This is a genomic window from Secundilactobacillus mixtipabuli (assembly GCF_002217925.1).
GTDB classification, from domain to species: domain Bacteria; phylum Bacillota; class Bacilli; order Lactobacillales; family Lactobacillaceae; genus Secundilactobacillus; species Secundilactobacillus mixtipabuli.
The window spans coordinates 134,030-160,819 of sequence record NZ_BCMF01000004.1; the positions used below are offsets into that span (position 1 = coordinate 134,030).

Annotated in this window: 28 protein-coding genes; 7 read left to right on the plus strand and 21 right to left on the minus strand. The window is 45.3% G+C overall.

The features are described from left to right. Window positions 1-144: 144 nt before the first annotated feature. Window positions 145-696, minus strand: a complete 552-nt coding sequence (locus tag IWT5_RS04535) for a sugar O-acetyltransferase (protein ID WP_089108775.1) — start codon at window positions 694-696, stop codon at window positions 145-147. Window positions 697-798: 102 nt separating this feature from the next. Between IWT5_RS04535 and IWT5_RS04540 the strand changes: the two genes are divergently transcribed. Next, the gene (locus IWT5_RS04540; RefSeq protein ID WP_089108776.1) at window positions 799-1,392 is read left to right on the plus strand and encodes a DUF2179 domain-containing protein; all 594 of its coding nucleotides are present in this window, start codon (window positions 799-801) and stop codon (window positions 1,390-1,392) included. A gap of 21 nt (window positions 1,393-1,413) precedes the next feature. Here the strand turns inward: IWT5_RS04540 and IWT5_RS04545 are convergent, their stop codons facing one another. Then, a complete protein-coding gene (locus IWT5_RS04545) occupies window positions 1,414-2,262 on the minus strand; it encodes a ribonuclease H family protein (protein WP_225360222.1) in 849 nt (282 codons plus the stop codon). 185 nt (window positions 2,263-2,447) lie between these two features. Between IWT5_RS04545 and IWT5_RS04550 the strand changes: the two genes are divergently transcribed. Beyond that, complete coding sequence (locus IWT5_RS04550) at window positions 2,448-2,903, plus strand: hypothetical protein (protein WP_191981280.1); 456 nt, start codon at window positions 2,448-2,450, stop codon at window positions 2,901-2,903. 138 nt (window positions 2,904-3,041) lie between these two features. Here IWT5_RS04550 and codA read toward each other — a convergent pair whose 3' ends face one another. Further along, window positions 3,042-4,298 carry a cytosine deaminase gene (codA, locus tag IWT5_RS04555; RefSeq protein WP_089108778.1) on the minus strand — a complete coding sequence of 419 codons (1,257 nt, stop codon included), beginning with the start codon at window positions 4,296-4,298 and terminating at the stop codon, window positions 3,042-3,044. Window positions 4,299-4,481: 183 nt separating this feature from the next. On the opposite strand from codA, the gene IWT5_RS04560 reads away from it, so the two are divergent. Further along, the gene (locus tag IWT5_RS04560; protein ID WP_089108779.1) at window positions 4,482-5,825 is read left to right on the plus strand and encodes a TrkH family potassium uptake protein; all 1,344 of its coding nucleotides are present in this window, start codon (window positions 4,482-4,484) and stop codon (window positions 5,823-5,825) included. After that, on the plus strand, window positions 5,818-6,495 hold the full coding sequence (locus tag IWT5_RS04565) for a potassium channel family protein (protein WP_089108780.1): 678 nt from the start codon (window positions 5,818-5,820) through the stop codon (window positions 6,493-6,495). Before IWT5_RS04560 ends, IWT5_RS04565 begins: the two co-directional genes overlap by 8 nt. A gap of 89 nt (window positions 6,496-6,584) precedes the next feature. On the opposite strand, the gene IWT5_RS04570 is transcribed toward IWT5_RS04565, so the two are convergent. The 4 genes from IWT5_RS04570 to IWT5_RS04580 are packed head-to-tail and all read right to left on the minus strand — an operon-like array spanning window position 6,585 to window position 8,256. Further along, complete coding sequence (locus IWT5_RS04570; RefSeq protein WP_089108781.1) at window positions 6,585-6,968, minus strand: DMT family transporter; 384 nt, start codon at window positions 6,966-6,968, stop codon at window positions 6,585-6,587. 11 nt (window positions 6,969-6,979) lie between these two features. Then, entirely contained in the window at window positions 6,980-7,315 is a 336-nt protein-coding gene (locus IWT5_RS04575; RefSeq protein WP_089108782.1) for a DMT family transporter, read from the minus strand. 56 nt (window positions 7,316-7,371) lie between these two features. Continuing rightward, on the minus strand, window positions 7,372-7,548 hold the full coding sequence (locus IWT5_RS12300; RefSeq protein WP_191981281.1) for a hypothetical protein: 177 nt from the start codon (window positions 7,546-7,548) through the stop codon (window positions 7,372-7,374). 3 nt (window positions 7,549-7,551) lie between these two features. Continuing rightward, window positions 7,552-8,256, minus strand: a complete 705-nt coding sequence (locus tag IWT5_RS04580; RefSeq protein ID WP_089108783.1) for an NAD(P)H-dependent oxidoreductase — start codon at window positions 8,254-8,256, stop codon at window positions 7,552-7,554. A 394-nt stretch (window positions 8,257-8,650) separates the two neighbouring features. Between IWT5_RS04580 and IWT5_RS04585 the strand changes: the two genes are divergently transcribed. Both IWT5_RS04585 and IWT5_RS04590 read left to right on the plus strand, forming a co-directional pair. Continuing rightward, window positions 8,651-9,124, plus strand: coding sequence for a PH domain-containing protein (locus IWT5_RS04585; protein WP_089108784.1), 474 nt, complete (start codon window positions 8,651-8,653; stop codon window positions 9,122-9,124). Further along, window positions 9,114-10,526: a PH domain-containing protein gene (locus IWT5_RS04590; RefSeq protein WP_089108785.1), complete on the plus strand. Its 1,413-nt coding sequence runs from the start codon at window positions 9,114-9,116 to the stop codon at window positions 10,524-10,526. The genes IWT5_RS04585 and IWT5_RS04590 overlap by 11 nt, the downstream gene beginning before the upstream one ends. A 78-nt stretch (window positions 10,527-10,604) precedes the next feature. On the opposite strand, the gene IWT5_RS04595 is transcribed toward IWT5_RS04590, so the two are convergent. The 6 genes from IWT5_RS04595 to IWT5_RS04620 all read right to left on the minus strand — a co-directional run bounded on the left by IWT5_RS04595 (window position 10,605) and on the right by IWT5_RS04620 (window position 15,480). Further along, window positions 10,605-10,805, minus strand: coding sequence for a cold-shock protein (locus IWT5_RS04595; RefSeq protein ID WP_054736490.1), 201 nt, complete (start codon window positions 10,803-10,805; stop codon window positions 10,605-10,607). Window positions 10,806-11,125: 320 nt separating this feature from the next. Further along, a complete protein-coding gene (locus IWT5_RS04600; protein ID WP_089108786.1) occupies window positions 11,126-11,443 on the minus strand; it encodes a hypothetical protein in 318 nt (105 codons plus the stop codon). A gap of 86 nt (window positions 11,444-11,529) precedes the next feature. Continuing rightward, entirely contained in the window at window positions 11,530-12,033 is a 504-nt protein-coding gene (locus IWT5_RS04605) for a DUF4811 domain-containing protein (RefSeq protein WP_089108787.1), read from the minus strand. Further along, window positions 12,034-13,500, minus strand: a complete 1,467-nt coding sequence (locus IWT5_RS04610) for an MDR family MFS transporter (RefSeq protein ID WP_225360223.1) — start codon at window positions 13,498-13,500, stop codon at window positions 12,034-12,036. A gap of 55 nt (window positions 13,501-13,555) precedes the next feature. Continuing rightward, window positions 13,556-14,662, minus strand: a complete 1,107-nt coding sequence (gene mutY / locus IWT5_RS04615; RefSeq protein WP_089108788.1) for an A/G-specific adenine glycosylase — start codon at window positions 14,660-14,662, stop codon at window positions 13,556-13,558. Beyond that, window positions 14,659-15,480 carry a MerR family transcriptional regulator gene (locus IWT5_RS04620; protein ID WP_089108789.1) on the minus strand — a complete coding sequence of 274 codons (822 nt, stop codon included), beginning with the start codon at window positions 15,478-15,480 and terminating at the stop codon, window positions 14,659-14,661. The genes mutY and IWT5_RS04620 overlap by 4 nt, the downstream gene beginning before the upstream one ends. Before the next feature lie 96 nt (window positions 15,481-15,576). Here IWT5_RS04620 and IWT5_RS04625 point away from each other — a divergent pair, with 96 nt between their 5' ends. Beyond that, entirely contained in the window at window positions 15,577-17,238 is a 1,662-nt protein-coding gene (locus IWT5_RS04625; protein WP_089108790.1) for a peptide ABC transporter substrate-binding protein, read from the plus strand. Window positions 17,239-17,356: 118 nt separating this feature from the next. Here the strand turns inward: IWT5_RS04625 and recQ are convergent, their stop codons facing one another. From recQ to lysA, 8 genes are all read right to left on the minus strand, one after another. After that, window positions 17,357-19,120 (minus strand): DNA helicase RecQ, encoded by a 1,764-nt coding sequence (gene recQ / locus IWT5_RS04630; RefSeq protein ID WP_089108791.1) that lies wholly within the window; start codon window positions 19,118-19,120, stop codon window positions 17,357-17,359. Between the two features lie 173 nt (window positions 19,121-19,293). Continuing rightward, on the minus strand, window positions 19,294-20,385 hold the full coding sequence (gene asd, locus IWT5_RS04640; RefSeq protein WP_089108793.1) for an aspartate-semialdehyde dehydrogenase: 1,092 nt from the start codon (window positions 20,383-20,385) through the stop codon (window positions 19,294-19,296). 88 nt (window positions 20,386-20,473) lie between these two features. Then, complete coding sequence (locus IWT5_RS04645) at window positions 20,474-21,658, minus strand: aminotransferase class I/II-fold pyridoxal phosphate-dependent enzyme (RefSeq protein WP_089108794.1); 1,185 nt, start codon at window positions 21,656-21,658, stop codon at window positions 20,474-20,476. A 55-nt stretch (window positions 21,659-21,713) separates the two neighbouring features. Continuing rightward, window positions 21,714-22,493: a 4-hydroxy-tetrahydrodipicolinate reductase gene (gene dapB, locus IWT5_RS04650; RefSeq protein ID WP_089108795.1), complete on the minus strand. Its 780-nt coding sequence runs from the start codon at window positions 22,491-22,493 to the stop codon at window positions 21,714-21,716. Window positions 22,494-22,511: 18 nt separating this feature from the next. Further along, complete coding sequence (dapA, locus tag IWT5_RS04655) at window positions 22,512-23,420, minus strand: 4-hydroxy-tetrahydrodipicolinate synthase (protein WP_089108796.1); 909 nt, start codon at window positions 23,418-23,420, stop codon at window positions 22,512-22,514. A 42-nt stretch (window positions 23,421-23,462) separates the two neighbouring features. After that, a complete protein-coding gene (locus IWT5_RS04660) occupies window positions 23,463-24,614 on the minus strand; it encodes an N-acetyldiaminopimelate deacetylase (protein WP_089108797.1) in 1,152 nt (383 codons plus the stop codon). Window positions 24,615-24,618: 4 nt separating this feature from the next. Continuing rightward, complete coding sequence (dapD, locus tag IWT5_RS04665; RefSeq protein ID WP_089108798.1) at window positions 24,619-25,329, minus strand: 2,3,4,5-tetrahydropyridine-2,6-dicarboxylate N-acetyltransferase; 711 nt, start codon at window positions 25,327-25,329, stop codon at window positions 24,619-24,621. Window positions 25,330-25,376: 47 nt separating this feature from the next. Further along, window positions 25,377-26,693 (minus strand): diaminopimelate decarboxylase, encoded by a 1,317-nt coding sequence (gene lysA, locus IWT5_RS04670; RefSeq protein ID WP_089108799.1) that lies wholly within the window; start codon window positions 26,691-26,693, stop codon window positions 25,377-25,379. Between the last annotated feature and the right edge of the window lie 97 nt (window positions 26,694-26,790).

A 26,790-nucleotide genomic window follows, 5' to 3' on the forward strand; every position in this document is an offset into this window, starting at 1 on the left:
CTGTCGAAAACGGTCAAAGACCACTTGCAACAGCTTTCTCTGCAACAAATTGCCACTTCCAAATGTAACCCGAATGAATTTACATTTTCATTATACACGTTTGAAAGAATAAGTAAAATAAGCAGCAACAATAAGTAATTATTACTATTTGACTGTCTTGATCACTCTTGCGGGATTGCCTGCTATGACAACGTTATCGCCAAATGACTTGGTCACTACGGAACCAGCACCGACAACCACATTATCACCCAAGGTCACCCCAGGCAAGATTGTCACCCGGCCACCAAGCCAGGCATTATCACCAATTGTAATGGGCGCGCCTAACTCAACGTCCGCATTGCGCTTCACTGGATCTAATGGGTGAATCGGCGTGTAAAGGCCAATGTTGGGGCCGAAGTAGCAGTGCTCCCCGATCGTGATTGGGCAGGTATCCAAGAAAGTCATATCGTAATTGCCATAAAAATGATTACCAATATGGATATTGAAACCATAATCGAATTTAAACGAGGCTTCCACAAAAAAATCGTCGCCAACATCTGCTAATAGTGCTTTAAAGCGATTATTTCGGGCATCATTATCCGTCAGATGATTGATTTCTTCTAGTTGCTGTCTCATATATACTCGGCGGTTGATCAATTCTGGGTCAAATTGATTATAAGGTTCCCCCGCCGTCATTTTTTCGCGTTCTGTCGTCATAAATTGAACACTCCTTTACTATTAAGCATATCACATGTGGTTGATTCAAGCTTAATTGCTTTCATCAGCCGTTATTTGCACTAAACTGTAGTGGTAGGAAAAATGAAAGAAGAGGCGATCGATTTGAAACTTGCACTGACTATTTTTCTGCTAAATGCTTGTTATATTACATTAAATACGTTTCGAACGATGCTAGTTGTCCGTCGCCAGCGGTTATGGGCCCCACTACTGGCCGTTCTTGAAGAATTTGTCTACGTTATCGCACTGGCAATTGCCCTGAAAAACATCAACTCGCCAGTTAACGTGATTGCTTACACCGTTGGTTTTGGGCTAGGCATTTACCTTGGCATCATTATTGAAGACCATGTTGCACTGGGCTACGTCAACTTTCAAGTAACCGTTAAAATCGATAATGATGACCCAAAGTACCAGCAAAATAAAAAGCTTCCGGAAGACCTGCGTAACAATGGTTACGGGGTCACGGAAACTTGGGGATACGGCCGTGATGGGTCACGCCTGATTTTGAATATCTTAGCACCCAGAAAAGCCGACCGCCGGTTAATGGAACTCATCCATGAACTGGCGCCTGAAGCGTTTGTGATGGTCAATGAGCCCACCCAGATGTCCGGTGGCTTTTGGAGCAAAGAAGTTGAACGTCGCTTTAGAAAAGTGACCCATAAAGAAAAGCAAAACTAAACCATTTCATCAAGCACTGGGCTATGGATTTTTGAATAAATCCAGTTGTTCCAGTGCTTTTTGAATATCAGAAACGGATTGATCAACCTGTTTTTGCTGCTTGGGTGCCTGTTTGGGATAATTCTTCTTAACCGTCCCAGCTGGCTTAACTTTTTTAGTTTGCAACGGTTGTTTGGTTGTTGTTGAGTGGCTCTGAATCGGTCGTCCAGCTTTCACCATCTCATCCATGGTTTTGTTTAATAAACCATCCACAAAGATGTTGCCCTGATTGTCCGCGTGTCCCTTTGTCCAAACGAGGGACAGTTTGGGGAATTTTGGCAGTAATTGACTGACTTTTTGCCACAGTTCAGCATTCATTAACTCCCCGCCAGAGCGACGCCAACCCCGTTTTTGCCAGCCTTTCAGCCAGCCCTTATTAATGGCATCCAAAACGTACTTCGAATCCAGCACCAGCGTAATATCAGCAGTTTGCTGATTTTGATCGATCAAAGCTTCCAACGCCTTGATAAACGCCATAATTTCCATCCGGTTATTGGTAGCGCCCCACTCGCCGTCAGAATCACTTAGCACTTTATCAGGTAATTCTAATCGATAAGCCCAAGCAGCCGGATCAGAGGCTTTCACATGCCCCCCCTTAACATTACCAGAGTTGCGCGTTCCGCCATCCGTATAACCAAAGATCATACCAGCAGTATTAGGGCGCGCTGTTTTCGCTTGACCCATAAATTGCTGAGCCTCTGCTTCCGTATTAAAGCCCTTGAACTCAGCGCCCGAAAACCCCGAAACTTCTTTTTGAGCTTCTGGCCAGCTGGTATAAATTCCTGGGTGCTGGCCCTTTCGTACAGCATAATATTTGCCCAAAACAGTCACCTTCCTATCAGTTTAAATGTTGTTAAAGTTTAGTAAATTCTTATTACAATCCCAATTTTCCGGTAGTCAATCATACTAATTCTGTGAAAATTATGCTAAGGTTATTAGTGTACACATTTGATGTAAAATTTGACGTTTAAACCAAAACTTTGTTATTAACCAGTTGTTCAAGAGGAGGAACTCTGATGTCTGAAATCCACGCTCAGCTCATCAACATCGATCAAGCCCACGCCTTGTTGAAAGAGCAACATAATCAAGCCAACGAACTTTTCCCGGAACTTACACTTACCGGCCAATATATCCTACCAGATTACCGGCTAACTCGTAAACGGGAAGCGTTCAAAATTCGTAAACATACTTTCTTGAAGCGCCATTACAAATCCTATGTGGCTTTTGACTCTGAAAACGGTCAAACCCTTTGGATGCGTAATTTCTCAAGTCTGACCCAAGCGTTATTTTGGCTTCAAACAGGGCTTAAACCTGGCGATACAGACAGCGAATTTTCGTTCAAAGAATGGCACGAAAACCACGCTGACGAAATTGAAGGCTACAAAGAACAGCTTCGCTCGCTTCACAAGCAGGCTGTTGCTAAAAAGAAAGCCACTGAATCTCGGGCACATAAGCCTAAGAAACACGCGTAATCAACTAGTTCTGGATTGATTCAGAACTTTTTTGATCTTTAAGACATCAGTTTTTCTAAATCATAAACCAAAATCCCTTAGGACAGTGTAAACTCATCGCTGCTCTAAGGGATTTTTACGTTGTTTAAGTTTTAACACCTACTTGGTAATGCTGCTTTGTCCAAAGTAAGTTTTGACTTCTTGTGGTTGTGTCTTAACGGTCACGACACCATGGTGAATGGCATACAAAACTTCAGCCCGTTCATTCAATGCATCGTAGAAATTATCACGGTTTAAAATAATGCAGTTTGCTTGTTTGCCAACTTCAATCCCGTAGTGGTCCAAAATATGCATGGCGCGAGCACCATTTTGAGTGACATACTTGTATGAATTCATGATTTGATCATAACCCATAGTTTGTGCCACATGAAGGCCCAGGTGCAATGGATCCAGCATGTTGCCGTCACCCATTGGATACCAAGGATCTTTGATATCATCTTCACCGAATGCAACGTTGATGCCGTCTTCGGTTAATTCCTTAACTCGAGTCATCCCCCGACGCTTTGGATAAGTATCAAATCGGCCGCCAAGGAAAGTGTTGACCAACGGATTAGCGATCATGTTGATACCAGACATCTTCAACAACCGGAATAATTTGTAAGCATAAGCGTCATTGTATGAACCTAACGCAGTTGTATGGCTGGCAGTCACTTGGTCACGCATGCCAGTTTCGTAGGCCAACGTCGCTAAGGTTTCCAGTCCGCGTGCTGCTGGGTCATCAATCTCATCACAATGGACATCGATCAATTTATCATATTTTTCGGCTAAATCGCTGACAAAATGCAAAGATTGAACGCCGTATTCACGGTTAAATTCAAAGTGGGGAATCCCACCGATAACGTCAACACCCATTTCGGCAGCCTTGGTCATTAATTTCTTTCCATGAGGGAAGGATAAAATCCCTTCTTGAGGAAAGGCAACTAACTGTAATTCAATAAAGTCTTTAACTTCATCTCGAACCTGAAGTAAGGCCTTTAAAGCTGTTAAGTTAGGATCCGTTACGTCAACGTGTGACCGCACGAATTGTGTCCCGTGACTAGCTTGCTTCTTAAGCGTTTGGGTCGCCCGCGTCTTCACGTCTTCAATGGTCAGTTTTTGCTTCCGTGCTGACCAGATTCTAATCCCATCAAACAGCGTCCCACTCTGGTTCCATTCTGGATCCCCAGCGGTTAAAGTTGAATCCAAGTGAACGTGGGGATCAACAAATGGCGGCAGTAATAATTTACCCCGACCATCAATCAAGCCTTCGTTGTCCTTTGGTGCGATGTGGTTAGCGATCTGAACAAACTTTCCATTCTCGATTCGAACGTCTTTTAAGGTTTCACTATTCTCAATTGATACCTGTTGTATCAGCATCTTATTACAACCTCCAGCATATTTAGTTAACGCATACAATTAAATTATACCACGTGGCCTATCAATTATTGATTTCACTATTAATTTCTCTCATAATCCGTTGATTGCGCATTAACATATTACTTTTAAACGCGCTTTAATTTCGCTATAGTGGGATTAAAGGAAAACGAAGGAGGAATGGCTATGTCAGTCCCTAACCGTCAGCGGCTTTCGTTACCAAAAGCGCTGACCCTCGGCTTTTTAATGATCATTCTAATCGGCACGATTCTGCTCAGCCTGCCGATTGCAACCCGTGGCGCCCAGACGACTTCCATCTTGGATGCCCTCTTCACAGCAACCAGTGCCACTTGCGTTACCGGGCTGACGCTGGTCAGTACGGCGTTTCACTGGTCCCTTTTTGGCCAAGTCGTGATTTTATTCCTCATGGAAATTGGCGGTTTAGGCTTCATGACTTTCACCGTCATGCTCTTTTTATTTATGCGTCGGCAAATGCGGCTTTCAACCCGCCTGTTAGCTCAGGAATCGCTCAATCTGGATAATTTATCTCAGCTGAACGTCATTAAACTCATTTTATTGCTTTCATTAATTATTCAACTAACTGGCGCTGGCTTACTGATGGTCGACTTCTATCCCCGTTATGGTCTCATCAAAGGTCTCTGGTTCAGTGTGTTCCACGCTGTTTCGGCCTTTTGTAACGCTGGCTTTGATTTATTTGGCAACAGTCTAGAGGGGTTTGTGAATGACCCTTACGTGCTCAGTGTGATGTCGATTCTGATCATTGCTGGTTCCTTTGGTTTCCTAGTGTGGCAGGACCTGCTGTTATATCCGCGACGCCACCACCTGACCCTGCATACAAAGCTGGCATTGGGAACTGGCTCCGTGCTAGTGCTGCTTTCGATTATCGTTTACCTACTCAGTGAAAATAATTTAGCCATTCTTGGTCCGCACATTTCTTACAGTGAGCGCCTCCTGAACACCGTCTTTATGGCGATCACTCCCAGAACTGCCGGCTTAGTCACGCTGCCCTATCAGCAATTGTCAATTTCCAGCATTGCGTTCACCATGTTGCTGATGTTTATCGGCGGGACACCGGGATCAACTGCAGGTGGGGTTAAAACAACCACGATTGGGCTGCTCACCGTGCAAAGTATCGCAACGCTTCGCGGCAAACGAGATGCCACTTTTGGCCACCGGCGCTTTACTCAGGATAACGTTTTTCGGGCTCTGACGTTGATCTTCGTTGCGTTAACCATTCTTGCGGTAGCAACTTTAATTTTATGTGCCACCCAGCCGATTCCCAAAAATGACGGTCTGCAAACCGTCACTTTCGAAGTCCTGGCCGCTTTTGGAACAACGGGGATTTCATTAGGGCTGACACCCCACCTGAACGTTCTTGGCAAAGTGATCATCATGTTTTTGATGTTCATTGGCCGGGTTGGTATTTATACCGTCATGTTTTCACTGCTGAACGCAAACCGCAAACAACCCAAGTACCGTTACCCAGAGGAGAGTGTTTTAATTGGTTAAACAAAAGCATGAAAATTACGCCGTTATTGGCTTAGGTCAATTTGGCAGTGCCATTTGCCAATCGCTGGTAGAGGCCAAACAAGAGGTCTTAGCAATCGACATTGACGAAGAAAAGGTCAATGAATTCACCAACATTGTGACCCGTGCCGTCATCGCCGATGCTCAGGATGAAGACACGATGAAAGAACTGGAACTCGGTAGTTTCGATCACGTTTTTATCTCGATTGGTCAAAACATCCAAGCCAGCATCATGGCAACGTTACTGACAAAAGAACTTGGCGCTAAGGACGTCATCTGCAAAGCCGAAAATGAAAATCACGCGCGCGTCCTCGAGAAAATTGGTGCGGATCAAATCGTCCGGCCAGAACGTGACATGGCTCGCCGAATCGTCTTTCATCAGCTGCAACCCAACATCGTAAACTACCTGATGTTAAATGACCAAGTGACCATGGCTGAAGTTAAAGTTGATAACCCAGCCTTTATCGGCAAATCGCTCAACGAGTTAGCCGTCCGAAATAAATACCATATCAACATCATTGCCATTAAAACCGATGGCAAGGTCAATCTCTCCCCTGATGCCAACGATAAATTAAAATTGAACGATTTAATTTCGGTCGTTGGTTACACAACCGACGTTAACCAATTTAATTCAGATGCACAGTCTTCATGATAGGAAGCAGCATTGAAGATGAATAAGCCCCATTCCAATTTTTTTTGGAATGGGGCTTATTCGTATAAAAAAAGGAGTCTCGTTTGCACTCAGCCCTTCACGTTCATCTTTTCTTCTACCTGCAACGCTTCGTAATCCACTTCTTCTTCGGCTTCACCAGACCAGTTCAGCGAAATGATGCCAACGACAATCAAAACTAAGCCAAGAATCTCGCCAATTGAAAACGAGACGTGAAACAATGTCACGTCCAGTGCTGCAGTTAACACTGTCCCCGCGCCGGACCATAACCCGTAGGCAACGCTTAGTGGAACAACTCGCATGGCGTACGATAAGCAATAAAGCATGATCAAAAAGACGGCAATGCTTAAGAGGGTCCAAGATGCTTGCGTAAACTCCTTCGACAGCTTTAATGCAATTGCGCCAATGATTTCCGTGATAATTGAAATCCCCAGTGCTGCATAGTATTTAAACATCCGCACTCACCTCACAATATATTTAACATCACCGTACCAATAATAATACAGGCAACACCAACCAGTTTGGACCGGTTAACCTGTTCCTTGAAAAAGATGATCCCGATGATCGTCGTAAACAGCGTCCCAATCGCACCCCAAAGCGCATAAGCAATCCCAAGGTCCAGCCATCGAAGCGATTTAGAAAAAAGAAATAACGTAATCGTATACCCAATGACCAAACAAATTGTTGGTATCAGTCGGTGAAAACCATCAGACTCCTTCAATAATGAACTGCTAATAATTTCGAAAACAATTGCTGCGCATAGAAAACCATATCCCAATAACAAACCATCATCCCATTTCAACGAACTTCAATATCTTTATTCTAACGCTAATTAAATTAACAAGATAATTGGGCTGACTACCACCGTGATGGATTCCAAGTCCGACCATCGAGTTCGCCCTGTGCGAGATCGATACGCCGTTGCTGCTCTTCAGTCAGTTCTGCTAAAGCTAAATACAGCGCTTTTTCTTTAAATTGCGGTGTTTGTGCAGCTAATGTCAACAGTTGTTGCGTGGCCCAAGTCTGTTCAGCCATCCATCATTCCTCCATATCGTGAATCAGTTTAAGATTCATCTGCAAGTCTTCTAATGTTGATTGATTACTCTTGATCTGTTCCAAAATCAACGCTAACTGCTCCCTGCGATCGTCAGAAACCGTGGCCATTAATTCAGTGAGTTTAGCTGTGAGCCAATTAGTCTGGTCGTCAAAATGGTCTAACCGCTTTTGCGTGAGATATTGCTGATAGCTAATGAGCAACTTGGCCTTTTGCTCATCCGTCTGGTAGCCGAATTGATCAACGACAAACGTCGGCAAAAACGTCATTTGCAGCTTATGTGCCAGTGCCTGAAACGGCACCATCAGCTGAGAAATACTGACATTTTCGCTGGCACCCGCTGTAAAATGACGTGCCGGTGACCCTAAACTAACCGCAATCCCCAGTTCTTTATCTACCAAACTGCCCATTGCCTCCGGATAAGCAAAGTGCCGAGTAAGAACCAGATCCAGCCAATTCTTTAAAATAGCGGGCGCGCTGTACCAGTACAATGGAAACTGCAGAACGATTCGGTCTGCCTGACCAATCAATTTTTGTTCATTAGCCACTGACAAATCAAACGTGGTTAATGGATGCCAAGTTACCTGGGGTAAATCAGCTGCTACTTTTAAAAATTGCTGGGTACTTGAATCCTCAATTTGTGGGTGTCCCACAACGACTAATGTTTTGATAAAAACGCCCCCATTCACTTCTTCGTTTCGATTTTTCCAATTAAGCTCATCTTATCACACCGATTATTGACTGGTGACCCCATGGCTCAAAATAATGCCATTTTTTGATAATAAAACGGCTTTGAGAGTAGGCGTCTCAAAACCGTTTTATGCAACATTTTATAGGGAGAGCACAGTAGCGACCGTACTACTGGGAATAGTGCCGAGATTTATAAGCTAACCGATCAGCTAAACTCTTACTATTCGAAACCAGTTTACCGTTTATTTGTAATGAATTGCTGTCAATTATGTATCAAGAACGTAAAATTTCATTTCAACCAAATCAGTGAATTTTCAGCATGGATAAACGCTGCTCAATAAGGTATTCTTAACTTGTAAAAGTCACTCAGTCAGCAAAGGGAGGGGTCACACTATGGAAAAGGGCCAGGCTTTACCAGCAAAAATTAAAACGGTTTGGCGGATGAGCGCAGGATGTTCATTTGTAGTTGGCGCGGTCATTACAGCTGGCCTTATGGCAACCACTAAATGGTGGCAGTGGTCTCCCAAATTCTGGCTGATCTTTGCGGTTCTGACGGTGTTAGACGTTGTCATAGAACTAGCATTGATCCCGTACCGCTATCGGTTTTGGCGCTACCAGATCTCAGCCCAAGATGTTGAGATTGAATCGGGCTTTTTCTTTCATCAGCAAACTGCGATCCCCATCAACCGGATTCAAAACGTCACCTTAGAAGCAGGACCAATTCTTCAGTGGCAGCAGCTTCAGACAGTGAGCATTGAAACGGCAGCAACGACACACAAAATAAAATCAGTGTTACCCGAAACCGCCGCGCAGTTAAAGCAGCAGATCATGACCTTGGCATTGGAGGCGACACCTTATGACGGTTAAACATCTCCATCCATTAGCACTGATCCAGATGATCTGGCAGAACCTGATTAACACTCTGATCTTAACCTTGATCATGATTGGACTGTTTAAAGAACTCGATCAGTGGCAGTATCAGGCGATTTTAGGAATCATCATCTTCTTAGCCATTATCACAGCCGTCATTAAATACTGGTGGTTTACCTATGAGCTGGATGAACAAGCGATCACGATCCACTCTGGCATTATCTTTCGACAGCAAATTCATATTCCGTATAACCGCATTCAGACGTTGCAGTTAAAACAGTGGTTCTACATGAAGCCCTTTAACGTGCTCGCTGTCAGTATTGAAACAGCTGGTCAATCGGGCTCCGAAGCTGAGGGCCAATTACCTGTGATCGCTAAACGGATTGTTGAGCAGTTACAGCAACGTGTAACCAGCCATCGAAACGAGCAAGACACTTCAACCTCATCGAACAAGCCCAACGCCATTTATCACATCGACTGGGCTGATCTGAACACCTATGCGCTCACTTCTCTAGGAATTATTCCGCTACTTGTCGGCTTAGGCTGGCTATACAATCAGTTAGACGATATGATTCCGCAGAAATGGCTGGACCAAGTATTTAGCCAGGCCTCCCGTTTGAATCTGATTTTCATCATCAGTGCCTCAATCGGGATCTTAATCTTTGGCATGCTGATTAGCTATCTGATTATCATTCAGCGCTATTTTCACTTTCAGTTGGAAAAACGCGATGACCAGTTAGTAACGGAAAAGGGATTCTTCCAACATAATACAATTACCGCCTCACTGAACCGAATTCAAGCTATCGTCATTCAGCAAACCATCATCCGACAATGGTTAAAGTTAGCATCAGTGCAAGTTATTCTCGCTTCCTCGGCTGCTGATAAAGAAGACCAGAATAATTTGGTGATGATGCCAGTCATCAGCCAGCACCATTATGATCAGATTCGTCCTTTTATCCCGTGGTTACCGCTGTCGGACCCAACGTATATCCGAATCAGCCAAAAGGCGAAATGGTTACTGATTCGAAATGCAGTGGCATTAGCCGCCATACCCGTCGTTGCTTTAGCCATTTTCTTTCGGCCTTGGGGCTGGCTTGGCCTGTTGTTACTACCAATTGCGGTTGGTTTAGGCCTCTATGCCGGCCATAATATGGGAGTCGCAGTCCTAAGCCCACAATTACTCACTGTTCAGGATGGTCACCTTTTTAAGCGCTCGACTTACTTGATTCCTAAGCGACGTGTTCAGGCCATGACCATTTCTCAGTCCGTTTGGATGAAACGCACTCATCTTGCGCACTTACGCCTGCAACTTCGTCATGGCGACTCCTCGCAGCAAATTGAGGTGCGTTACCTGCCCGTGCAAGTCGCCCAATCCCTTTATGAGTGGTATCAAAGTTAGTTGAAATACCATTTGTCTGCAGACACAAAAAAGCCACTGATCATAATGATCAGTGGCTTTTTATGGGCTTAATAAGAATTAAGCAACAGTAACGTTAGCAGCTTGTGGGCCGCGGTCGCCGTCTTCAACGTCTAAAGTAACCTTTTGGCCTTCTTCAAGAGTCTTGAAGCCGTCAGCATTGATAGCTGAGAAATGTACGAATACATCTGAGCCGTTTTCAAGAGTGATAAAACCGTAACCTTTGTCAGCGTTGAACCATTTAACAGTACCTTGTTCCATTAGAATGAAACCTCCATGCGCCATGCGCAAATAAATTTTGCATTTGAAACTTTTGAATAAGGAGCCATTCTAAAGAGAACGTTGTACCTTAATTCCGAAGCATAAATACATTACCAATACAATAACAGGAAATTCGGAAAATTGCAACATCTAACTTCCTAAAAATCAAACTTAATTTGATAATTCAAATTCAAGCCGGCTTTATCACATCGCCGGTATAAAAGGATTCCCATGACTTTTCAAGTTTTAAATCAACCACCAACTTAAATTATCAACTATATTTATTTGGTTATTTATCATTTAGCTATTGGTTATTATTTTTAACGAATCAGCAATTCAATCGTGTCTTTTTGAGGCGCAAAATTAAGCCCCGCAACGCGTTCTTTAAGGATCTTGCCGTACTCATCCAAGACGTCATCTGGAAGTGGCGTGGTATTGCTTAATTCAGCTAACACGTCATCGGGAGAATCCACTTTTTCCATATCAATGAATAACCGCATATTACCAACTGTATCCCGTAGCAAATCGGTCAGCAGACTGTTAGGTTTGCCTTCCAAGTCGGTGACTACAATTTGTGCGCCGTCAACTCCTTGATGATTGATCGTAATCATTTTTAAAACATCAAAAACGTTATTCATACTTGGCTCCCCCAAATCTATTAATGGCATTGTGCTCATTATACACGTTGTTTGGATACTGTGAAAGCGATTCAGTTTTACCCAATTTACTTAGCTCGGACAACCTGCCATCCAGGTTTCAGGTTAAACTGCCATTGTGTCATGACATAGTCGTGATTTTTAACACCCACACTGAATAGTAATCGCAATTCCTCATTTCGATAAACCCGGTAAGTTTTAGTCACTCTCACCCGATTAGACTGGGCATTTTGAGTCACCTTCACTGGTCCTTGCATCGGATTAGTGTGCTGCAAACGGTGGTCTAGTGGGTTACTTCTAAATAAATAGACCCGTTCGTTTTTGGTCCCAACCTGGCGATAAAGCAGGACTTGTCTTTTTGAAACCACACTTGAGGTCAGTGGGTAGCTGTGCGTGATCGTTACTTTTTTCATTCCCAGATACTGATTATAATTCAGGATCATCAAAAGAATACTGCCTAAAGTTAAGATCAGCCCTAAGCTTACCCAAACCATTTTTCGTGGCCCTTTAGCTGCAAAAATCATACTTCCGGCGAACAATAACGCACCGCCAAATAAAGTAAACGCCAACATTTAGGCCGCCCCCTTATGAGGCTTCAAGAAGAAGGCCATGACTAACCCAATAAAGGCGAACAAGGTGGCAATCCCAAATGCATAGCGGAAGCCCACCACATTCGCATGTAACGCTAATTTTTTAAATAAGATCGGTGTTGCTTTTGCGACCGCCTGATTCGGCACATTGTTCATCGTGACGTTAGACATGACTGAAACCAATACCGCTGTTCCCATTGAGGCAAAAACTTGTCGAGCAGTATTGTTTACAACGGTGCCATCACTAATCAAATTCAGCGGTAAAGCATTCATCCCAGTCGTTGTGACCGGCATCATCACCATTGAAATTCCTAGCATCCGAACAGTGTACAGGCAAACAATATCGATGACTGGCGTCGTTGCCGTAATTGGAATGAATGACCCTGTGATGACTGTCAGTAAAAACATCCCAGCAATTGACATGTTTCGAGCACCCAACCGATCAAATATCCGACCGGTAATCGGGTTCATGAGGCCAATCACGATAGCTCCTGGCAAAAGTGTCAATCCTGAAGCCAACGGCGTTTCCCCACGAATTGTTTGTAAATAAAGTGGCAAAATGAGGGTGAAACCGTTCATGGACATAAAGGAAACCGCAACGAGTGCTGCTGAAAGCGTAAACTCGCGCTGTTTAAACACTTTAAGCTGCAGCAGCGGATTGTTAATTTTCAGTGACCGCCAGATAAACAAACCAACGACGATTACCCCCACCGTCAGCGTGACGTAGACAATGGGATCCGTCCACTGATAATCCCCAACGGACGAAAAAGCAAACAGCATCGAACCAAAGCCGAGAACTGATAGCAGTACCGACAACCAGTCAATGGGTGCTTTTTGAGTTGGCAATACCTTACGTAAGGTGAACCAGCCCATAATAAGCACCACCAATGAAATCGGTAAAATCGACAAAAACAGCATCCGCCAAGAATAATGCATTAAAATCCAGCCGGCAAGTGTCGGTCCAATGGCGGGTGCAAGGCCAATGACCATCCCAGCTGTTCCCATCGCCGCACCCCGTTTAGAGGGCGGAAAAATCGACGTCATGATTGTCTGATAAACGGGTGCCGTGATTCCCACACCAGCACCTTGAATCAGCCGGCCAGCGAGAATCATCCCAAAATTAGTGGCAAAAAGACACATTACCGTTCCTGTACTAAAAATTAAAATAGCTGATAAATAAAGGTTTTTGGAATTGAATCGCTGGAGGAAAAAACCGGTAATTGGGATAACGATACCCATCACCAGCATAAAACCGGTGGTAAGCCATTGGACGGTATTAGCCGAAATATTAAACGACGTCATTAAAGTTGGAAACGCAGTCGTCAGCATCGTTGACGTCAAAAACGTGCTAAACGTTCCCACAAGCATTGTAAAAACCAATAAAAGGCGATTATACGGCCGACCATTTTGATCAATCGGTTGATCCGTTCGCCGTTTTTTCTCTGACAAGGGTCTCACTTTCTTTCTGTTCTATCTCATTCATTTTGAGAAATGACGCTGTGTGTCAAATCCGCGCAAATAACTTTTCCTGCACTTTTGGTAACGCAATTTTGTCGAGTGCTGCCGTTGACAGCCACTTACCAGGAAAATAACTGAGGTCCGTATCAGCCGTCACTTGAGCAGCCAACAGTGTAATGACCCACTGACGGTGTGTAAACGTATGTTTAACGGGCTTGCCACCCATCGGTACAACGTGAACCGTCAGCCCGAACTCCTGCCGAACATATTGTTCTAGTAACGTCAGGCGTTCTTCATCCGTCACCAGTTCCGGCGTCTCGCTTAAAGCTAAAACATCATCTTCAGCAACCAACGGAAACGTCCAGAAATTAGCTAGCAGCCCACCGCTTGGGCGTTGCTGCATTAAGAATTGATCACCATGGCGCATCACCAGCCCAAAGTAAGCCACTTTAACGGGCTTAGGCTTCTTCGATTTCACGGGGTACTGCAATTCAACCCCATCTAAATAAGCCTGATTAAAAGCCTTCACTGGTGAGTGCTTGGAATCAGGATTCTTTGCCGTCATGTAGCTGGAACCGAGATCCATGATGGCTTGGTTAAAGTCCCCTGGGCGGTCTTGCGGGATAATCCGGGCAATAATTTTTTCAAACGCTGACCGGGTTTGGGGTTTGGCAATATCCAAGTCAATTTCCAGCAAGCGGGCAAAAACCCGAAAAGCGTTGCCATCCACTGCTGGAACGGGCTGATTAAATGCAATGCTAGCTATGGCGCCAGCGGTATACGGCCCGACGCCCGCCAAATCTTTTAGGCCTTCAACCGTTTGAGGCCATTGACCGCTATTGTCATTGACGATTTGCCGAGCCGCTTTTTGTAAATTACGGGCTCTAGAGTAATAGCCTAAGCCTTCCCAGGCCTTCATGAGCTTAGCCTCAGGCGTTGCTGCCAGTGCCTCAACCGTTGGGAATAGGGCCATAAACCGCTCGTAATACGGAATGACCGTATTAACCTGCGTCTGCTGCAGCATAATCTCTGAAACCCAAACATGGTAAGGATCATGATCCCGACGCCACGGCAGGTCACGCCCGTTATTGTCATACCAAGTAAGTAATGTCTGTTGAAAGTCACGGATTTGACTTGCTGACCACTCAATCATGCCATCACCCCCTTCACTTCAGCTGATAGCCGAACAACTTGCTGAGCTGGATCAGTCGTTTGCCAGCTGTCAATCATTGGTTCTTCGAAATAATTGGCCCCTAGCGTCAGGTGCTGTTTGGCTGCATATTCGCGTAAATGGTTAAAGCCCTCGATTAAGGGCTGATCTAAATGGTGATAAGTAATCACCACTCGGCCACCGGGCTGCGTCATATCAGCCTTCACTTTACTGTCGGGGATCAACGGTGTATAAAGTGCCGACACTTGGATAGCTGCTCCAGCTTCAATTGCATGACGCGGGTGCACCCGGCCAATCACCAGATTGACTGGTGGCGTTTTTAAAGTTGATAACACATGATTCACCTGCTGCTGCACCTGCTGGCCCGTTACTGGTACCTCCTCTGAAACTTCGGTGGTCAGTAAATTAACTGGGGCGCGATCGACCACCGTTACCACTTCAGGCATTGCCTGACGAGCAGTTTCCTGATTGGTGATTTCTTGTGCAATTTGTCGGTGCGCTGCACTCAGCTGGTTAAGCTGGCTTTCAATCAACTGCTGCTGATATTTCAGCATCGCCACGTGATCATTTTGACTTGACTGTAAGGTTGCTTTAGTCTGATTTAAATCATTTTCCAGTTTGACAGTCGTTCGTAGTGACAGCCACTGGTTAATTTGATCAATATCATACGAACGGCGGCCGTTTTTATCCCGACTTGCGGGTTTGAATAATCCTAGCTCATCGTATCGATTAAGCTCGTGCCGATCTATTCGCATCAACTGTGCAAACTGCCCAGCAGATAGTTGTTGCCCTTCTATCAATATTGTTCACCTCGTAAAGTATCTATCGTCACTTGACGTTAAGAAACTGCTTCATTATTATCAAACTAGAGTTAACGGGATTGAGAGGAATCGATCATGAAATTAAAATTAAGCCTTATTGGGATACTTGTGACCGTCCTATTTCTGGGAGGCTGTCAGCAAAAGCTGTCTCATTCAAACCGAGATTCAGACAGCAAGGGCGTAATGTCTCGAAATCAAAACGTTACCGTGGTTGAGCAAACGCGACTAAACACCGTTGATATTTCAAAGGTCAACAGTTTTAATAAGTTGCGTAGTTCAACGGAGGGCCTCTTTAGACTGGGTAAAAATGGCCGGGTCGTAAACGGCTTAGCCCAGAGCTATCAAATGAGTAAAGACGCCAAAACCTATACGTTTAAGCTACGAAATAACGCCCGCTGGAGCAACGGCCAGCCCATCACCACAGCTGACTTTGTTTATTCGTGGCAGCGCAGTGTGAAGCCGCAAACTAAATCCGTTAATTCTAATTTATTTGATGGCATTAAAAACGCTGAAAAAATCCGCAAAGGAGAACTGCCAGTCGATCAGCTCGGTATTAAAGCCCTCTCAAGCCATCAGTTACAGGTCAAACTCGACCACCCGATGGTTTACTTTGAAAGCCTCTTAGCCTACCCGTTATTTGCACCACAGCATCAAGCAACGGTGCAAAAATATGGCGCCCAATATGGCACTCGTGCAAACCAGCAAATCTACAGTGGCCCCTTTAAGCTAGTCAAATGGCACGCCGGCAGTGCTTCACGGACATTGGTCCCCAACCCCTATTACTGGGATAAGGATCACGTCTACTTGAAGCAACTGACCATCGTAACTTCCAAATCACCCGCTCAAGATTTAAAAGATTACCGAAGTGGCAAAGTTGCCGAAATTCAGCTGATTGGCAAGCAAATTCCTGAAAATAAAAACAACCGTGACTACGTTGTCCGGCCCTTCTCATTAATGCGCATAATCGCTTATAATTTTAACACAAGCAACCGTTCTAATAAAAAACTCATTAATAATCGTAACGCACGCTTAGCCATTTCGCACGCAATTAGTCGTCGCCGGCTCATTAACAGTGCGTTAAAAAACGCCTCGCTGCCACCTAAGGGATTCGTCACTGCCGGTCTCAGCAAAAATCGCCTGAACCATTCCGACTTTGCGGATCAGCAAGAAGCTTCCTCCTACGTTAAACGCAACGCTAAATTAGCCGTTAAAGAATGGACAGCGGCCAAGCGGCAACTGGGGATCAAATCAGCTACGCTCACTTTACTTACCCCAAATGATATGATCAGCCGTCGAGTCGCTGACAACGTTAAGACGCAACTAGAAAACCAGCTGCAAGGTCTGAGCGTGCACATCAGTTCATTGGATTCAAACCCGCTAGCCCAGCACGTCAGCAACGGTCAGTTTGACCTGCTGCTCACTGGCTGGGGAGCTGATTATCCAGACCCACTGTCATTCCTACAAGCGATGACGAGCAACAGCCGGCATAACTACGGGCACTGGCATGACGCTGATTACGACCGGTTAGTAAGGACCATCAGCAGCAATCAGAGTACCGATGCCCAGTTACGCTGGGAACGGATGCTGGCCGCTGAAAAACAGCTGACTGAACAGCAAGGGGTCACACCTTTGTACCAGCAGGCCGACAGTTTCTTGACCAATCCTAAGTTAAATGGTGTGGTCCATAATATTAGCGGCGTGGTTGAAGATTATAAAAGTGCCTACTGGGTTGAATAACACCCGCAAATTAATCTAAGTCCTGCAACAGCTCAAATTCTGGCTGTAGCCATAAAAATAAGCACCGTCCGGCAAAACTGGACAGTGCTTATTTTTATGGCATTTTCAATTTTTTAACCTACTCAACAGCCGTTTCATCAGCCGCGTTTAATGCTTTGAGGAAGGCATCGCCGTACTTAGCGAGCTTACTTTCACCAACCCCGCTAACCGTCAGCATCTCCTCTTCGTTCTTAGGCATGACCGCACACATGTCTCGCAACGTTTTATCTGAAAAGATCACAAACGGTGGCACACCTTGTTGCTTGGCAAATTCACGTCGAAGCGCGCGCAAACGCTCAAACAGATCATCGTTCTGCGGTAAAACATGAGTGGCTTTCATCGCTACCTTACGATAGACCTGTTCTTTACCCTGCAAAACTGCCACGCCGCTATCGCTGACCCGCAGCACTGGGTATTGGCCGCCTTCAGCCATTAAGTAGCCTGAAGCACTCAAAAAATCAATCAGTTCGGCAACCGATTTTTGTGACGAACCTTTCATGATTCCGTAAGTTGTCAGTTCATCAAAATGAAGCTGCTTGATTCGTGCCACACTGGAGCCCGTTAAGACTTGCGCCACCAATATTTTGCCAAAGCTTTCATTCATCCGTTTGACGCACGAGAGTACCTTTTGTGCATCCACCGTAATGTCTTGCTGTTCACGATCATCCAAGCAATTCGAACACTGGCCGCAGTCAGTGCCTTCTTCACCAAAATAATTCAGGATGAAGGTCTGCAGGCATTCTTGCGTATTCGCATATTGCGTCATGTCCTGTAACTTTTCGTATTCCCGTTTTTTACCCGCGTCATCCCGTTCAGATTGATCAATCAAAAAGTGCTGAATCGAAACGTCGGACTGCCTGAACAGGAGAATAGCTTCGCTAGGCAGCCCATCACGACCGGCACGGCCAGCTTCTTGGTAATAAGACTCCAAACTGCCAGGAACTTGCGCGTGGATCACAAAGCGGACGTTACTCTTATCAATGCCCATCCCAAAGGCATTCGTGGCAACCATGATAGGTACCCGGTCGTACAAAAAATCTTCTTGATTTTCACGGCGAACATCCTTTGACAGTCCACCATGATACATCGTCGCATCAATATGCTTTTTATTCAGTAACTTCGTCAGCCGTTCAACTTCTTTACGCGTACTTGCATAAACAATTCCCGACTGACCAGCGTTTTGCTTTAAATAATCGACCAAGTACTTATCATTGTCCTGATGCTTGATCACTTTAAACGCTAAATTAGGTCGCGAAAAACCAGTTTTAACTTCAGCTTCTAAGCCCAGCCGCTGACAAATATCTTTGGCAACGATTGGGGTGGCCGTCGCAGTTAACGCAATAATCGTCGGGTGGCTAGGTAACCGCTGAATGGTTTGAGCCAAATTCAAATAACTAGGCCGAAAATCATGCCCCCATTGAGAAATACAGTGTGCTTCATCAATGGCAACCAAATCGATCGGCAATTCTGCTAACCGGTTTAAATACCCCGAATCCAGCCGTTCGGGGGAAACATACAGTAATTTAATAGCACCGTTTTCAGCATCACGAAATCGCTGATTAATGGCCTCATAGTCCAGCGAACTATTAATGAAAGTCGCCGCAATGCCATTCTCGTTGAGTGCGTCCACTTGGTCCTTCATGAGAGAAATCAATGGTGAAACCACTAAGGTAACACCAGTCAGCATCAGTGCTGGAATCTGGTAACAAAGCGATTTCCCACCACCTGTAGGCATAATTGCCAGGACGTTTTGATGGTTCAAAACATCGTTAATCGCTTCTTCTTGCCCCGTCCGAAAGTGATCATAACCGAACTGAGATTTTAAAATGGTCTGCGGCTTCATCGATTTCTGTCCCTTCAAAATAATCTTCTTCCAGTTTAACAGAATACTGGTCTTAATGTTAATGACGGGCATTAAGCCGTTTAACTTTCAAAAGAATAAAAAACCGCTAAGCCTGCATGCAACAGGACCTAGCGGTGAACAGTCAAACGAAAAGTTTAACTGGTTTGGAGAACTTATTTAGCTGTGATATAACCTTGAGCCTTCAGCAATTCGGCACATTCAACGGCACCGCCAGCGGCACCACGGGCAGTGTTGTGTGACAGACCAACAAACTTCCAGTCAAAGATTTTATCTTCACGAAGCCGGCCAATCGAGACACCCATCCCGTGTTCAAAGTTCACGTCAAGACGAACTTGAGGGCGGTCGTCTTCAGTCATGTAGCGAATAAACTGCTTAGGCGCACTTGGCAAGCCTAATCGTTGAGGTTCACCCGTATAGTTTTCTAACGCATCGATCAAGTCTTGCTTTGAAGGATTCTTGCGGAAGTTAACGAAGGCGGCAGCAGTGTGCCCATAAAGTACCGGGATTCTGATACATTGAGACGTAATCACCGTATCATCTGCTGGTACAATTGCCTTCTTTTCGTCATCAACATGGCCCCAAATCTTCAGTGGCTCACCCTCTGATTTAGCTTCTTCACCAGCAATATAAGGAATCACATTGCCTTCCATTTCTGGCCAGTCTTTAAAGGTCTTACCAGCACCAGAAATAGCTTGATAAGTGGTTGCAATCACCTGAGTGGGTTCAAATTGGCGCCAAGCAGACAGTGCTGGCGTGTAGCTTTGAATCGAACAGTTCGGCTTAACAGCGATGAATCCGCGAGTCGTTCCCAACCGTTCCCGTTGATACTTGATTACCTCTGTATGATCTGGGTTAACTTCGGGAATCACCATTGGGACGTCAGGCGTCCAACGATGAGCACTGTTATTGGAAACAACTGGTGTTTCGGCCTTTGCGTAAGCCTCTTCCAGTTTACGTGTATCCGCCTTATCCAGCTTGATGGCACTAAAGATGAAATCAACTTGAGGTGCAATTTCATCAACTTTGGCTGCGTCATAAAGGACCATTCCCTTAACTTGTTCAGGAACGTCACCCTCCATTTTCCAGCGGCCCTTAACAGCCTCTGCGTATGTTTTACCAGCACTGTGCGCACTGGCCGCCACTAAGGCAATTTCAAACCAGGGATGATCAGCCAAGATTTTAATGAATCGCTGACCCACCATACCCGTTGCACCAATAATACCGACACGTAGTTTCTCACTCATCAGATATCCCTCGTTTTCGTATCACATAGATTTCAAATCTTTTTTTAATAATTAGCATTAAACTTTATTTTGCACAATTAGTCAAGCCTTAAGCCTTTTTAGCGACAAATGCCTTCATCCGTTTCATTGCCTCTGCCAAATCGTCATCCGATGCAGCGTAAGAGAAGCGGATGTAACCTTCGCCACCAGCCCCAAAGGCACTGCCTGGCACGCCACCGACTTTGCCCTGTTCCGCTAAGTCATAAGCAAATTTGACATCGTCTTGCCCATAACTATCAGGAATCTTCACAAAGGCGTAGAACGCACCAGATGGGGTGGCCATTGATAAGCCCATTTCATCCATAGACTGCTGAACAAAATCACGCCGTTTTTCGTAGACTTTGCGCATTGCCTCTGGGTCATGAAGCCCATTGTGCAGAGCTTCAGCAGCAGCTGCTTGTGCTGGGTTAGAAGGTGAAGTCACCATGAAGCCATGCATCTTCGTTGCGCTGGCAATCAATTCAGCGGGCCCCGCCATGTAGCCCATTCGATAACCGGTCATCGCGTGGGATTTAGACAGCCCATTAATTAGGATCGTCCGTTCAGGAATAACGTTAGCAATTGAGTAATGCTTCACGCCATAGGTCAGTTCGCTATAAATTTCATCAGCGATCACGAATAAATGATGGTCCGCAATGACTTTAGCTAAGCCTTCAATCATCGCTTGCGGATACTCAACTCCCGTAGGATTACCAGGATAGTTCAGCAAAACAGCTTTGACTGAATCGCCTTCTTCAGCCAGCACTTTTTCCAGCCGCTCCGGCGTCAAAATAAAATCACTGTTTGACGTATCAACTTGAACGGTCGTTGCCCCCGCAATGGTAACCAAGGGGAAGTAAAGTGCGAAAGCTGGCGTAGGAATAACCACTTTATCACCGGGATTCAAAATGGTGAATAATGAAGCACAAATCGCTTCAGTAGCACCTACCGTAGCAATAATTTCGGTTTTCGGATCATAGTCCAAGCCCTGACTGGCCATCAAATAATGGTGGATTCCCTCCCGCAAATACATGGTTCCCTTCTGCGGTGAGTAATGCGAGTCATTGTCTTGGATGCTTTTAATAGCAGCAGCTTTGACGTGCTCGGGAACATTCATATCAGGTTCACCTAGGGTCAACTGAATGAGCCCTGGAATCGTTGAAAACTTTTGGGCAACTTCACGAATACCGGAAGGTCCCACTTGGTTCAATCGTTGATTGACTTGCTGACTTAAATCACTGGCTAATTGAGGCATGTTGTCACTCCATTTTCAGTTAAAATTAATAATCAATAATAAAATTATAAATCAATTAAAGAACGTTTTCGAGGCCAATCACTAATTCTTTTAAATCAAGAACGTGATCCATGGCCACTTTAACACCTGACATAAAGGACTGACGGTCAAATGAATCCTGACGAAGCGTTAACGCCTCACCTGGCCCACCAAACAAAACTTGTTCGTGAGCAACGTAACCCGGTAATCGAACGGCATGAATATGGATACCGTGGTAATCACCACCGCGGACACCTGACAAACTCTCTGTTTCGTCAGGATTCCCCTGTTCATGTTCAGGCCGAACTTCATCGATCAGCTTAGCCGTGCTTAATGCTGTTCCCGATGGGGCGTCCGCTTTATTATCGTGATGCATTTCAATGATTTCCACGTCTGGGAAATACTTAGCCGCTTCTTTAGCAAACTTCATCAGCAACACAGCTGACATCCCAAAGTTCGGTGCAATCAAGCCGCCTAACTGTTTAGCTGAGGCCATTTTTTGCAGTTCGCTTTCCTGTTCGTCGGTTAGCCCCGTTGTTCCAATCACAGGGTGAATGCCGTGTTCAATTGCGAATTTGGTGTTCGCATAAACGGCACTGGGCAACGTAAAATCGATCCAAATGTCAGCATCAGTTTGAATCTCGTTCAAGTCACCATAAATGGCAACCCCGGCTGGCAGATCATAATCTTTAGGGTCCTTAGAAGTGATGCCTGCAGCAAAACCAGTAACCAGTTCATAGCCTTCGCTTTCCTGAACTAACCGAATTGCTTTTTGACCCATTGCACCGGTAAATCCGGCAACTAATACTTTTGTCATCTTATCTAACTCCCCGTTTTACTTCACTAAGCTACTGGACAACGCGTCGGTATCCATCCCTAAGGCAACAGCCAATTGACGGGATTCTGCTTCATTCAGTGACTGAATAGGCAACCGGCAATCGCCGACACCGTAGCCTTGGGCATTTAAGACTGCCTTAACGGGTGATGGTGATGGGAACATGAACAGTGCGGCCATCTTAGGCGTCAGTTGACGCTTGAGGCCACCCGCCTTAACTAAATCACCAGCATAGAGGGCGTCATACATGGCCCGAATCTGATCACCATAAATATGTGACGCAACGGAGATAACACCCGCGCCACCAACAACTCTAGCGGAGAGTGCTTGGGCATCTTCACCGCTGTAAACGTAGAAGTCTTCTGGGGTGTGTTCAACTAAAAACTCGATGTCTTCAATTGACGTACATTGCTTAACACCGACAATTTTGGGGTTCTGTGCTAATTCAACAACGGTTTCGTTTGCCATCGTCACTCCTGTACGGCCAGGAATGTTATAAATGATAATTGGCTTTTCAGCTGCATCCGCAACCGCCGTAAAGTGAGCAATCATCCCACGTTGGCTTGGCTTGTTGTAGTATGGCACAACCACGAGCTCGTAATCGACCCCTGGAATTTCACTGACTTCTTGCGTTAAAGCTACCGTTTCACGGGTATTATTACTACCAGTCCCCGCAATGACTGGTACCCGACCGCCAATAATTTGACCAAAGCGGGTGTATAATTCAATCTTTTCATCGTGTGTCAGCGTTGGCGTTTCGCCAGTGGTCCCGCCAATAACAAAGCCCTTGCTACCGGTATCGATCAAGTGGTTGGTCAGCTTTTCTAAAGCGTCATAGTTAATGTTGTCATTTTCATCAAATGGGGTGATGATTGCCGTCATCAAATCTACGTTTTCTAGTGTTGTCATAATCGTTCTCCTTTTTAGTTAGCAACTATCGTTTACAGTTAATTATTCCGCCATTCTAGCCGTCATGAAGCCGGTAATGGCATTGATTCCTGCTTTAATCGATGATTCCTTAGGATTTAAAGTGGCCGAGTGAAGTTGTGAATCGTCTTCAACCCCGAGCCAAAACATGGTTCCCGGAATCTTTGAAAGTAAGTAACCGAAATCCTCACCCGTCATAGCAGGTTCGGTCTCAATAAAATTGACGTTCGAATCAGTCTTCATAAAACGAATAAAACGTTTGGTCAGCGCCGGATTATTTTCAACCGGTAAATAACCGCCCTGATTCAAGCCAACCGTGACTTTAGCGTTAAAGCTTCGAGCAATGCCTTCACCAACGTCTTGAAGCCGCTGGTCAATTCGCTTAATCATGACCTGCGTGAGGCCGCGAATCGTTCCTTCAATATGGGCGTGACCCGCGATGACATTTCGGATCGTACCGGCCTCTAACTTGCCGAGAGTGATGACGCCGCCTTCAATCGGATCAATACTGCGGGAAATGATGGTCTGCACCTGACTGATCAGCGCAGCTGCAGCCACCACCATATCATTCGCATCTTGCGGATAAGCGGCGTGACCGCCCTTGCCTTCCAAGTCAATGTTGACTTCCGTGGTACCGGCAAACAGCGTGCCCATCCGACAGCCGATAGCGCCGGCTGGTAAATCTGGATTGTCGTGTAACCCATAAAATTCATCTGGTCGCCACTGGCCCTTGAAAACACCAAGTTCATAAGCCAATTTCCCACCATTTTCACTTTCTTCAGCGGGCTGGAAGAAAAATACCATGTTATCAGTTGGCTGATGTTCAGCGAAATAATTAAGAACACCTAGTGCAACCGTCATGTGAATGTCATGACCACAAGCATGCATCACACCCGGATTCTTCGAAGCAAATGGTAATCCAGTTGCTTCAGTAACGGGCAAAGCATCAATATCAGTTCGATAACCGATGGTACGTTTGGGTGCTCGGCCTGCAATTCTGACCAGTAAAGCCGTTGGTAAGTCCGGAATTTTTTTAATTTGCAAATGGATCTGATCAAATCCAGCAATCACTTTTTCGAGGTAGGTTGAAGTCTTTACTTCATTTAACGCCAGCTCTGGAATCTGGTGCAGATCGCGACGAATTTTAATCAGCGCTTCTTCAGTTAAAACTGCCATTTCATCACAACTTTCTTAAATCGTCTTCAAGGCCAGTTTTGGATTCGGTCTTCTCATCCACGTTTTTAATGAACCGAGCGGGTACCCCAGCGACCATCGTGTGTGGTGCAACGTCTTGCGTAACGACTGCTCCAGCAGCAACTACCGCGCCTTCGCCGACATGGACACCTTCAATAACAACCGCATTGGCACCAATCAAGACGTTATCGTCAACGCGAACTGGTTCGGCGGATGCGGGCTCAACGACACCTGCAAGAACGGTACCAGCACCAATATGGGAATGCTTACCCACAATGGCACGGCCACCAAGAACGGCACCCATATCAATCATGGTATCATCGCCAATTTCAGCACCAATATTGATGGTAGCCCCCATCATGATCACAGCGTTATTGCCAATCAGGACTTGATCGCGAATGATGGCGCCTGGTTCGATCCGCGCATTAATTTCTTTCATATCTAATAGTGGTACGGCGGAATTACGGGTTTGGTTTTCAACTTCAGTGTCCGTTATTTCTGCTTGGTGTTGGTCAAGAAAAGTTTTAACATCCGACCAATCGCCGAACAAAACGCCCGTTTTAGTCTCAATAAAAGCCTTGATACTGGTTGGGACCTCTAAGTTCGCTAAATCACCCTTGATATAAACCTTAACCGGCGTCTTTTTTGGTGCATTGCCAATGTAATCAATAATTGCTTGTGCGTCTAATTTTGCCATGTGATAACCTCATCTCTCTTAAATTAAATATAATAGGAAGTTTTTATTTAAAATGATTCAGGTAAATGCTGATCTAACCGCGTCAAATCAGCGTATGTTTCGCGTTTAATAACCAGCGCCGACTCGCCGTTTTCCACAAAGACCACTGCTGGTCTAGGATTCCGGTTATAGTTAGATGCCATGGAATAACCATAAGCTCCAGTATCTAAGATAGCGAGGACATCGCCGGGCTTGCTGGCTGGTAATGGCTGCTGATCGATTAGAATATCACCGGATTCGCAATACTTACCAGCGATATGAACCGTTTCCGTTGGAACTGCGGTGGGCTGGTCAACCAAAACAGCTTCATACTCTGCTTGATACAGTGCTGGCCGAATGTTATCTCCCATACCACCATCAACGGTGACGTATGAGGTCAGGCCTGGAACGTCTTTACGGGAACCAATCGTATAAAGATTGTAACCGGCAGGCCCGGCAATTGAACGGCCAGGTTCGATCCAAACGGCTGGCATATCGAGATGCGAATCGGCGGCACTTTGCTTAATCGTCTTGACGATCGCATCAACGAAATCTTCTGGTGCCAGCGGATGGTCATCTTTGGTGTATTGAATACCAAAACCACCGCCAACGTTAATGACTTCTGGTTGATACTGATATTGATCGTGCCAGTTAGCAGCAATCTCAACTAATTTTTTAGCAGCCATTTGAAAGCCATTCAGTTCAAATATTTGAGAACCAATATGAGCGTGAATGCCTAACATGTTCATCCGGCTATTAGCCAATACTTTTTGGAGAACTTCATCTGCTTGACCAGTCTTCAAATCAAAACCAAACTTACTATCTTCCTGTCCGGTAGAAATGTATTCGTGCGTGTGGGCTGAAATACCTGGCGTGATTCTTAACATGACCGCTGAACTGGCGTCTTGTTCCTTCAGAACTTGGTCCAGCAATTCGATTTCATGGAAGTTATCTAAAACAATGACACCAACATGGTGTTTAACGGCCATCGTCAACTCTTCACGGGATTTGTTGTTACCATGAAAACTAACCCGAGCCATTGGAAAGCCGGCTTGAATCGCCGTATAAAGTTCGCCGCCAGAAACGACGTCGATGTGACCCTGTTCCTGATCAATTACTTGAAACATGGCAACTGCCGCGAACGCTTTACTAGCATAACTCACTGCGTAATCGACGCCGTTTGCTTCAAAAACTGATTTAAACCGCCGAATTTGATCACGAATTTTAGAAACATCATAGACTGCCAATGGCGTTTGGTATTTGGCCGCAAGCTCATCCGCGTCGACCCCGCCAATGGTTAAATGTCCTGCCTCGTTGATCTGTTCGTTTGTTAGTTGCTCGCTCATGTTATGCCCTCCGGTAATTAATAGATTGTACGAAAAAGGTCCTTTTGTTTACGCTAACACGCTAAACAAAAGGACCCCACTTAAATAACTCATTTAT

Coding starts and splice junctions, on each gene's coding strand:
- IWT5_RS04535 (WP_089108775.1), bottom strand. CDS start 696: ATGACGACAGAACGCGAAAAAATGACGGCGGGGGAACCTTATAATCAA.
- IWT5_RS04540 (WP_089108776.1), top strand. CDS start 799: ATGAAAGAAGAGGCGATCGATTTGAAACTTGCACTGACTATTTTTCTG.
- IWT5_RS04550 (WP_191981280.1), top strand. CDS start 2,448: ATGTCTGAAATCCACGCTCAGCTCATCAACATCGATCAAGCCCACGCC.
- codA (WP_089108778.1), bottom strand. CDS start 4,298: ATGCTGATACAACAGGTATCAATTGAGAATAGTGAAACCTTAAAAGAC.
- IWT5_RS04560 (WP_089108779.1), top strand. CDS start 4,482: ATGTCAGTCCCTAACCGTCAGCGGCTTTCGTTACCAAAAGCGCTGACC.
- IWT5_RS04570 (WP_089108781.1), bottom strand. CDS start 6,968: ATGTTTAAATACTATGCAGCACTGGGGATTTCAATTATCACGGAAATC.
- IWT5_RS12300 (WP_191981281.1), bottom strand. CDS start 7,548: ATGGCTGAACAGACTTGGGCCACGCAACAACTGTTGACATTAGCTGCA.
- IWT5_RS04585 (WP_089108784.1), top strand. CDS start 8,651: ATGGAAAAGGGCCAGGCTTTACCAGCAAAAATTAAAACGGTTTGGCGG.
- IWT5_RS04590 (WP_089108785.1), top strand. CDS start 9,114: ATGACGGTTAAACATCTCCATCCATTAGCACTGATCCAGATGATCTGG.
- IWT5_RS04595 (WP_054736490.1), bottom strand. CDS start 10,805: ATGGAACAAGGTACTGTTAAATGGTTCAACGCTGACAAAGGTTACGGT.
- IWT5_RS04600 (WP_089108786.1), bottom strand. CDS start 11,443: ATGAATAACGTTTTTGATGTTTTAAAAATGATTACGATCAATCATCAA.
- IWT5_RS04605 (WP_089108787.1), bottom strand. CDS start 12,033: ATGTTGGCGTTTACTTTATTTGGCGGTGCGTTATTGTTCGCCGGAAGT.
- mutY (WP_089108788.1), bottom strand. CDS start 14,662: ATGATTGAGTGGTCAGCAAGTCAAATCCGTGACTTTCAACAGACATTA.
- IWT5_RS04625 (WP_089108790.1), top strand. CDS start 15,577: ATGAAATTAAAATTAAGCCTTATTGGGATACTTGTGACCGTCCTATTT.
- recQ (WP_089108791.1), bottom strand. CDS start 19,120: ATGAAGCCGCAGACCATTTTAAAATCTCAGTTCGGTTATGATCACTTT.
- asd (WP_089108793.1), bottom strand. CDS start 20,385: ATGAGTGAGAAACTACGTGTCGGTATTATTGGTGCAACGGGTATGGTG.
- IWT5_RS04645 (WP_089108794.1), bottom strand. CDS start 21,658: ATGCCTCAATTAGCCAGTGATTTAAGTCAGCAAGTCAATCAACGATTG.
- dapB (WP_089108795.1), bottom strand. CDS start 22,493: ATGACAAAAGTATTAGTTGCCGGATTTACCGGTGCAATGGGTCAAAAA.
- dapA (WP_089108796.1), bottom strand. CDS start 23,420: ATGACAACACTAGAAAACGTAGATTTGATGACGGCAATCATCACCCCA.
- IWT5_RS04660 (WP_089108797.1), bottom strand. CDS start 24,614: ATGGCAGTTTTAACTGAAGAAGCGCTGATTAAAATTCGTCGCGATCTG.
- dapD (WP_089108798.1), bottom strand. CDS start 25,329: ATGGCAAAATTAGACGCACAAGCAATTATTGATTACATTGGCAATGCA.
- lysA (WP_089108799.1), bottom strand. CDS start 26,693: ATGAGCGAGCAACTAACAAACGAACAGATCAACGAGGCAGGACATTTA.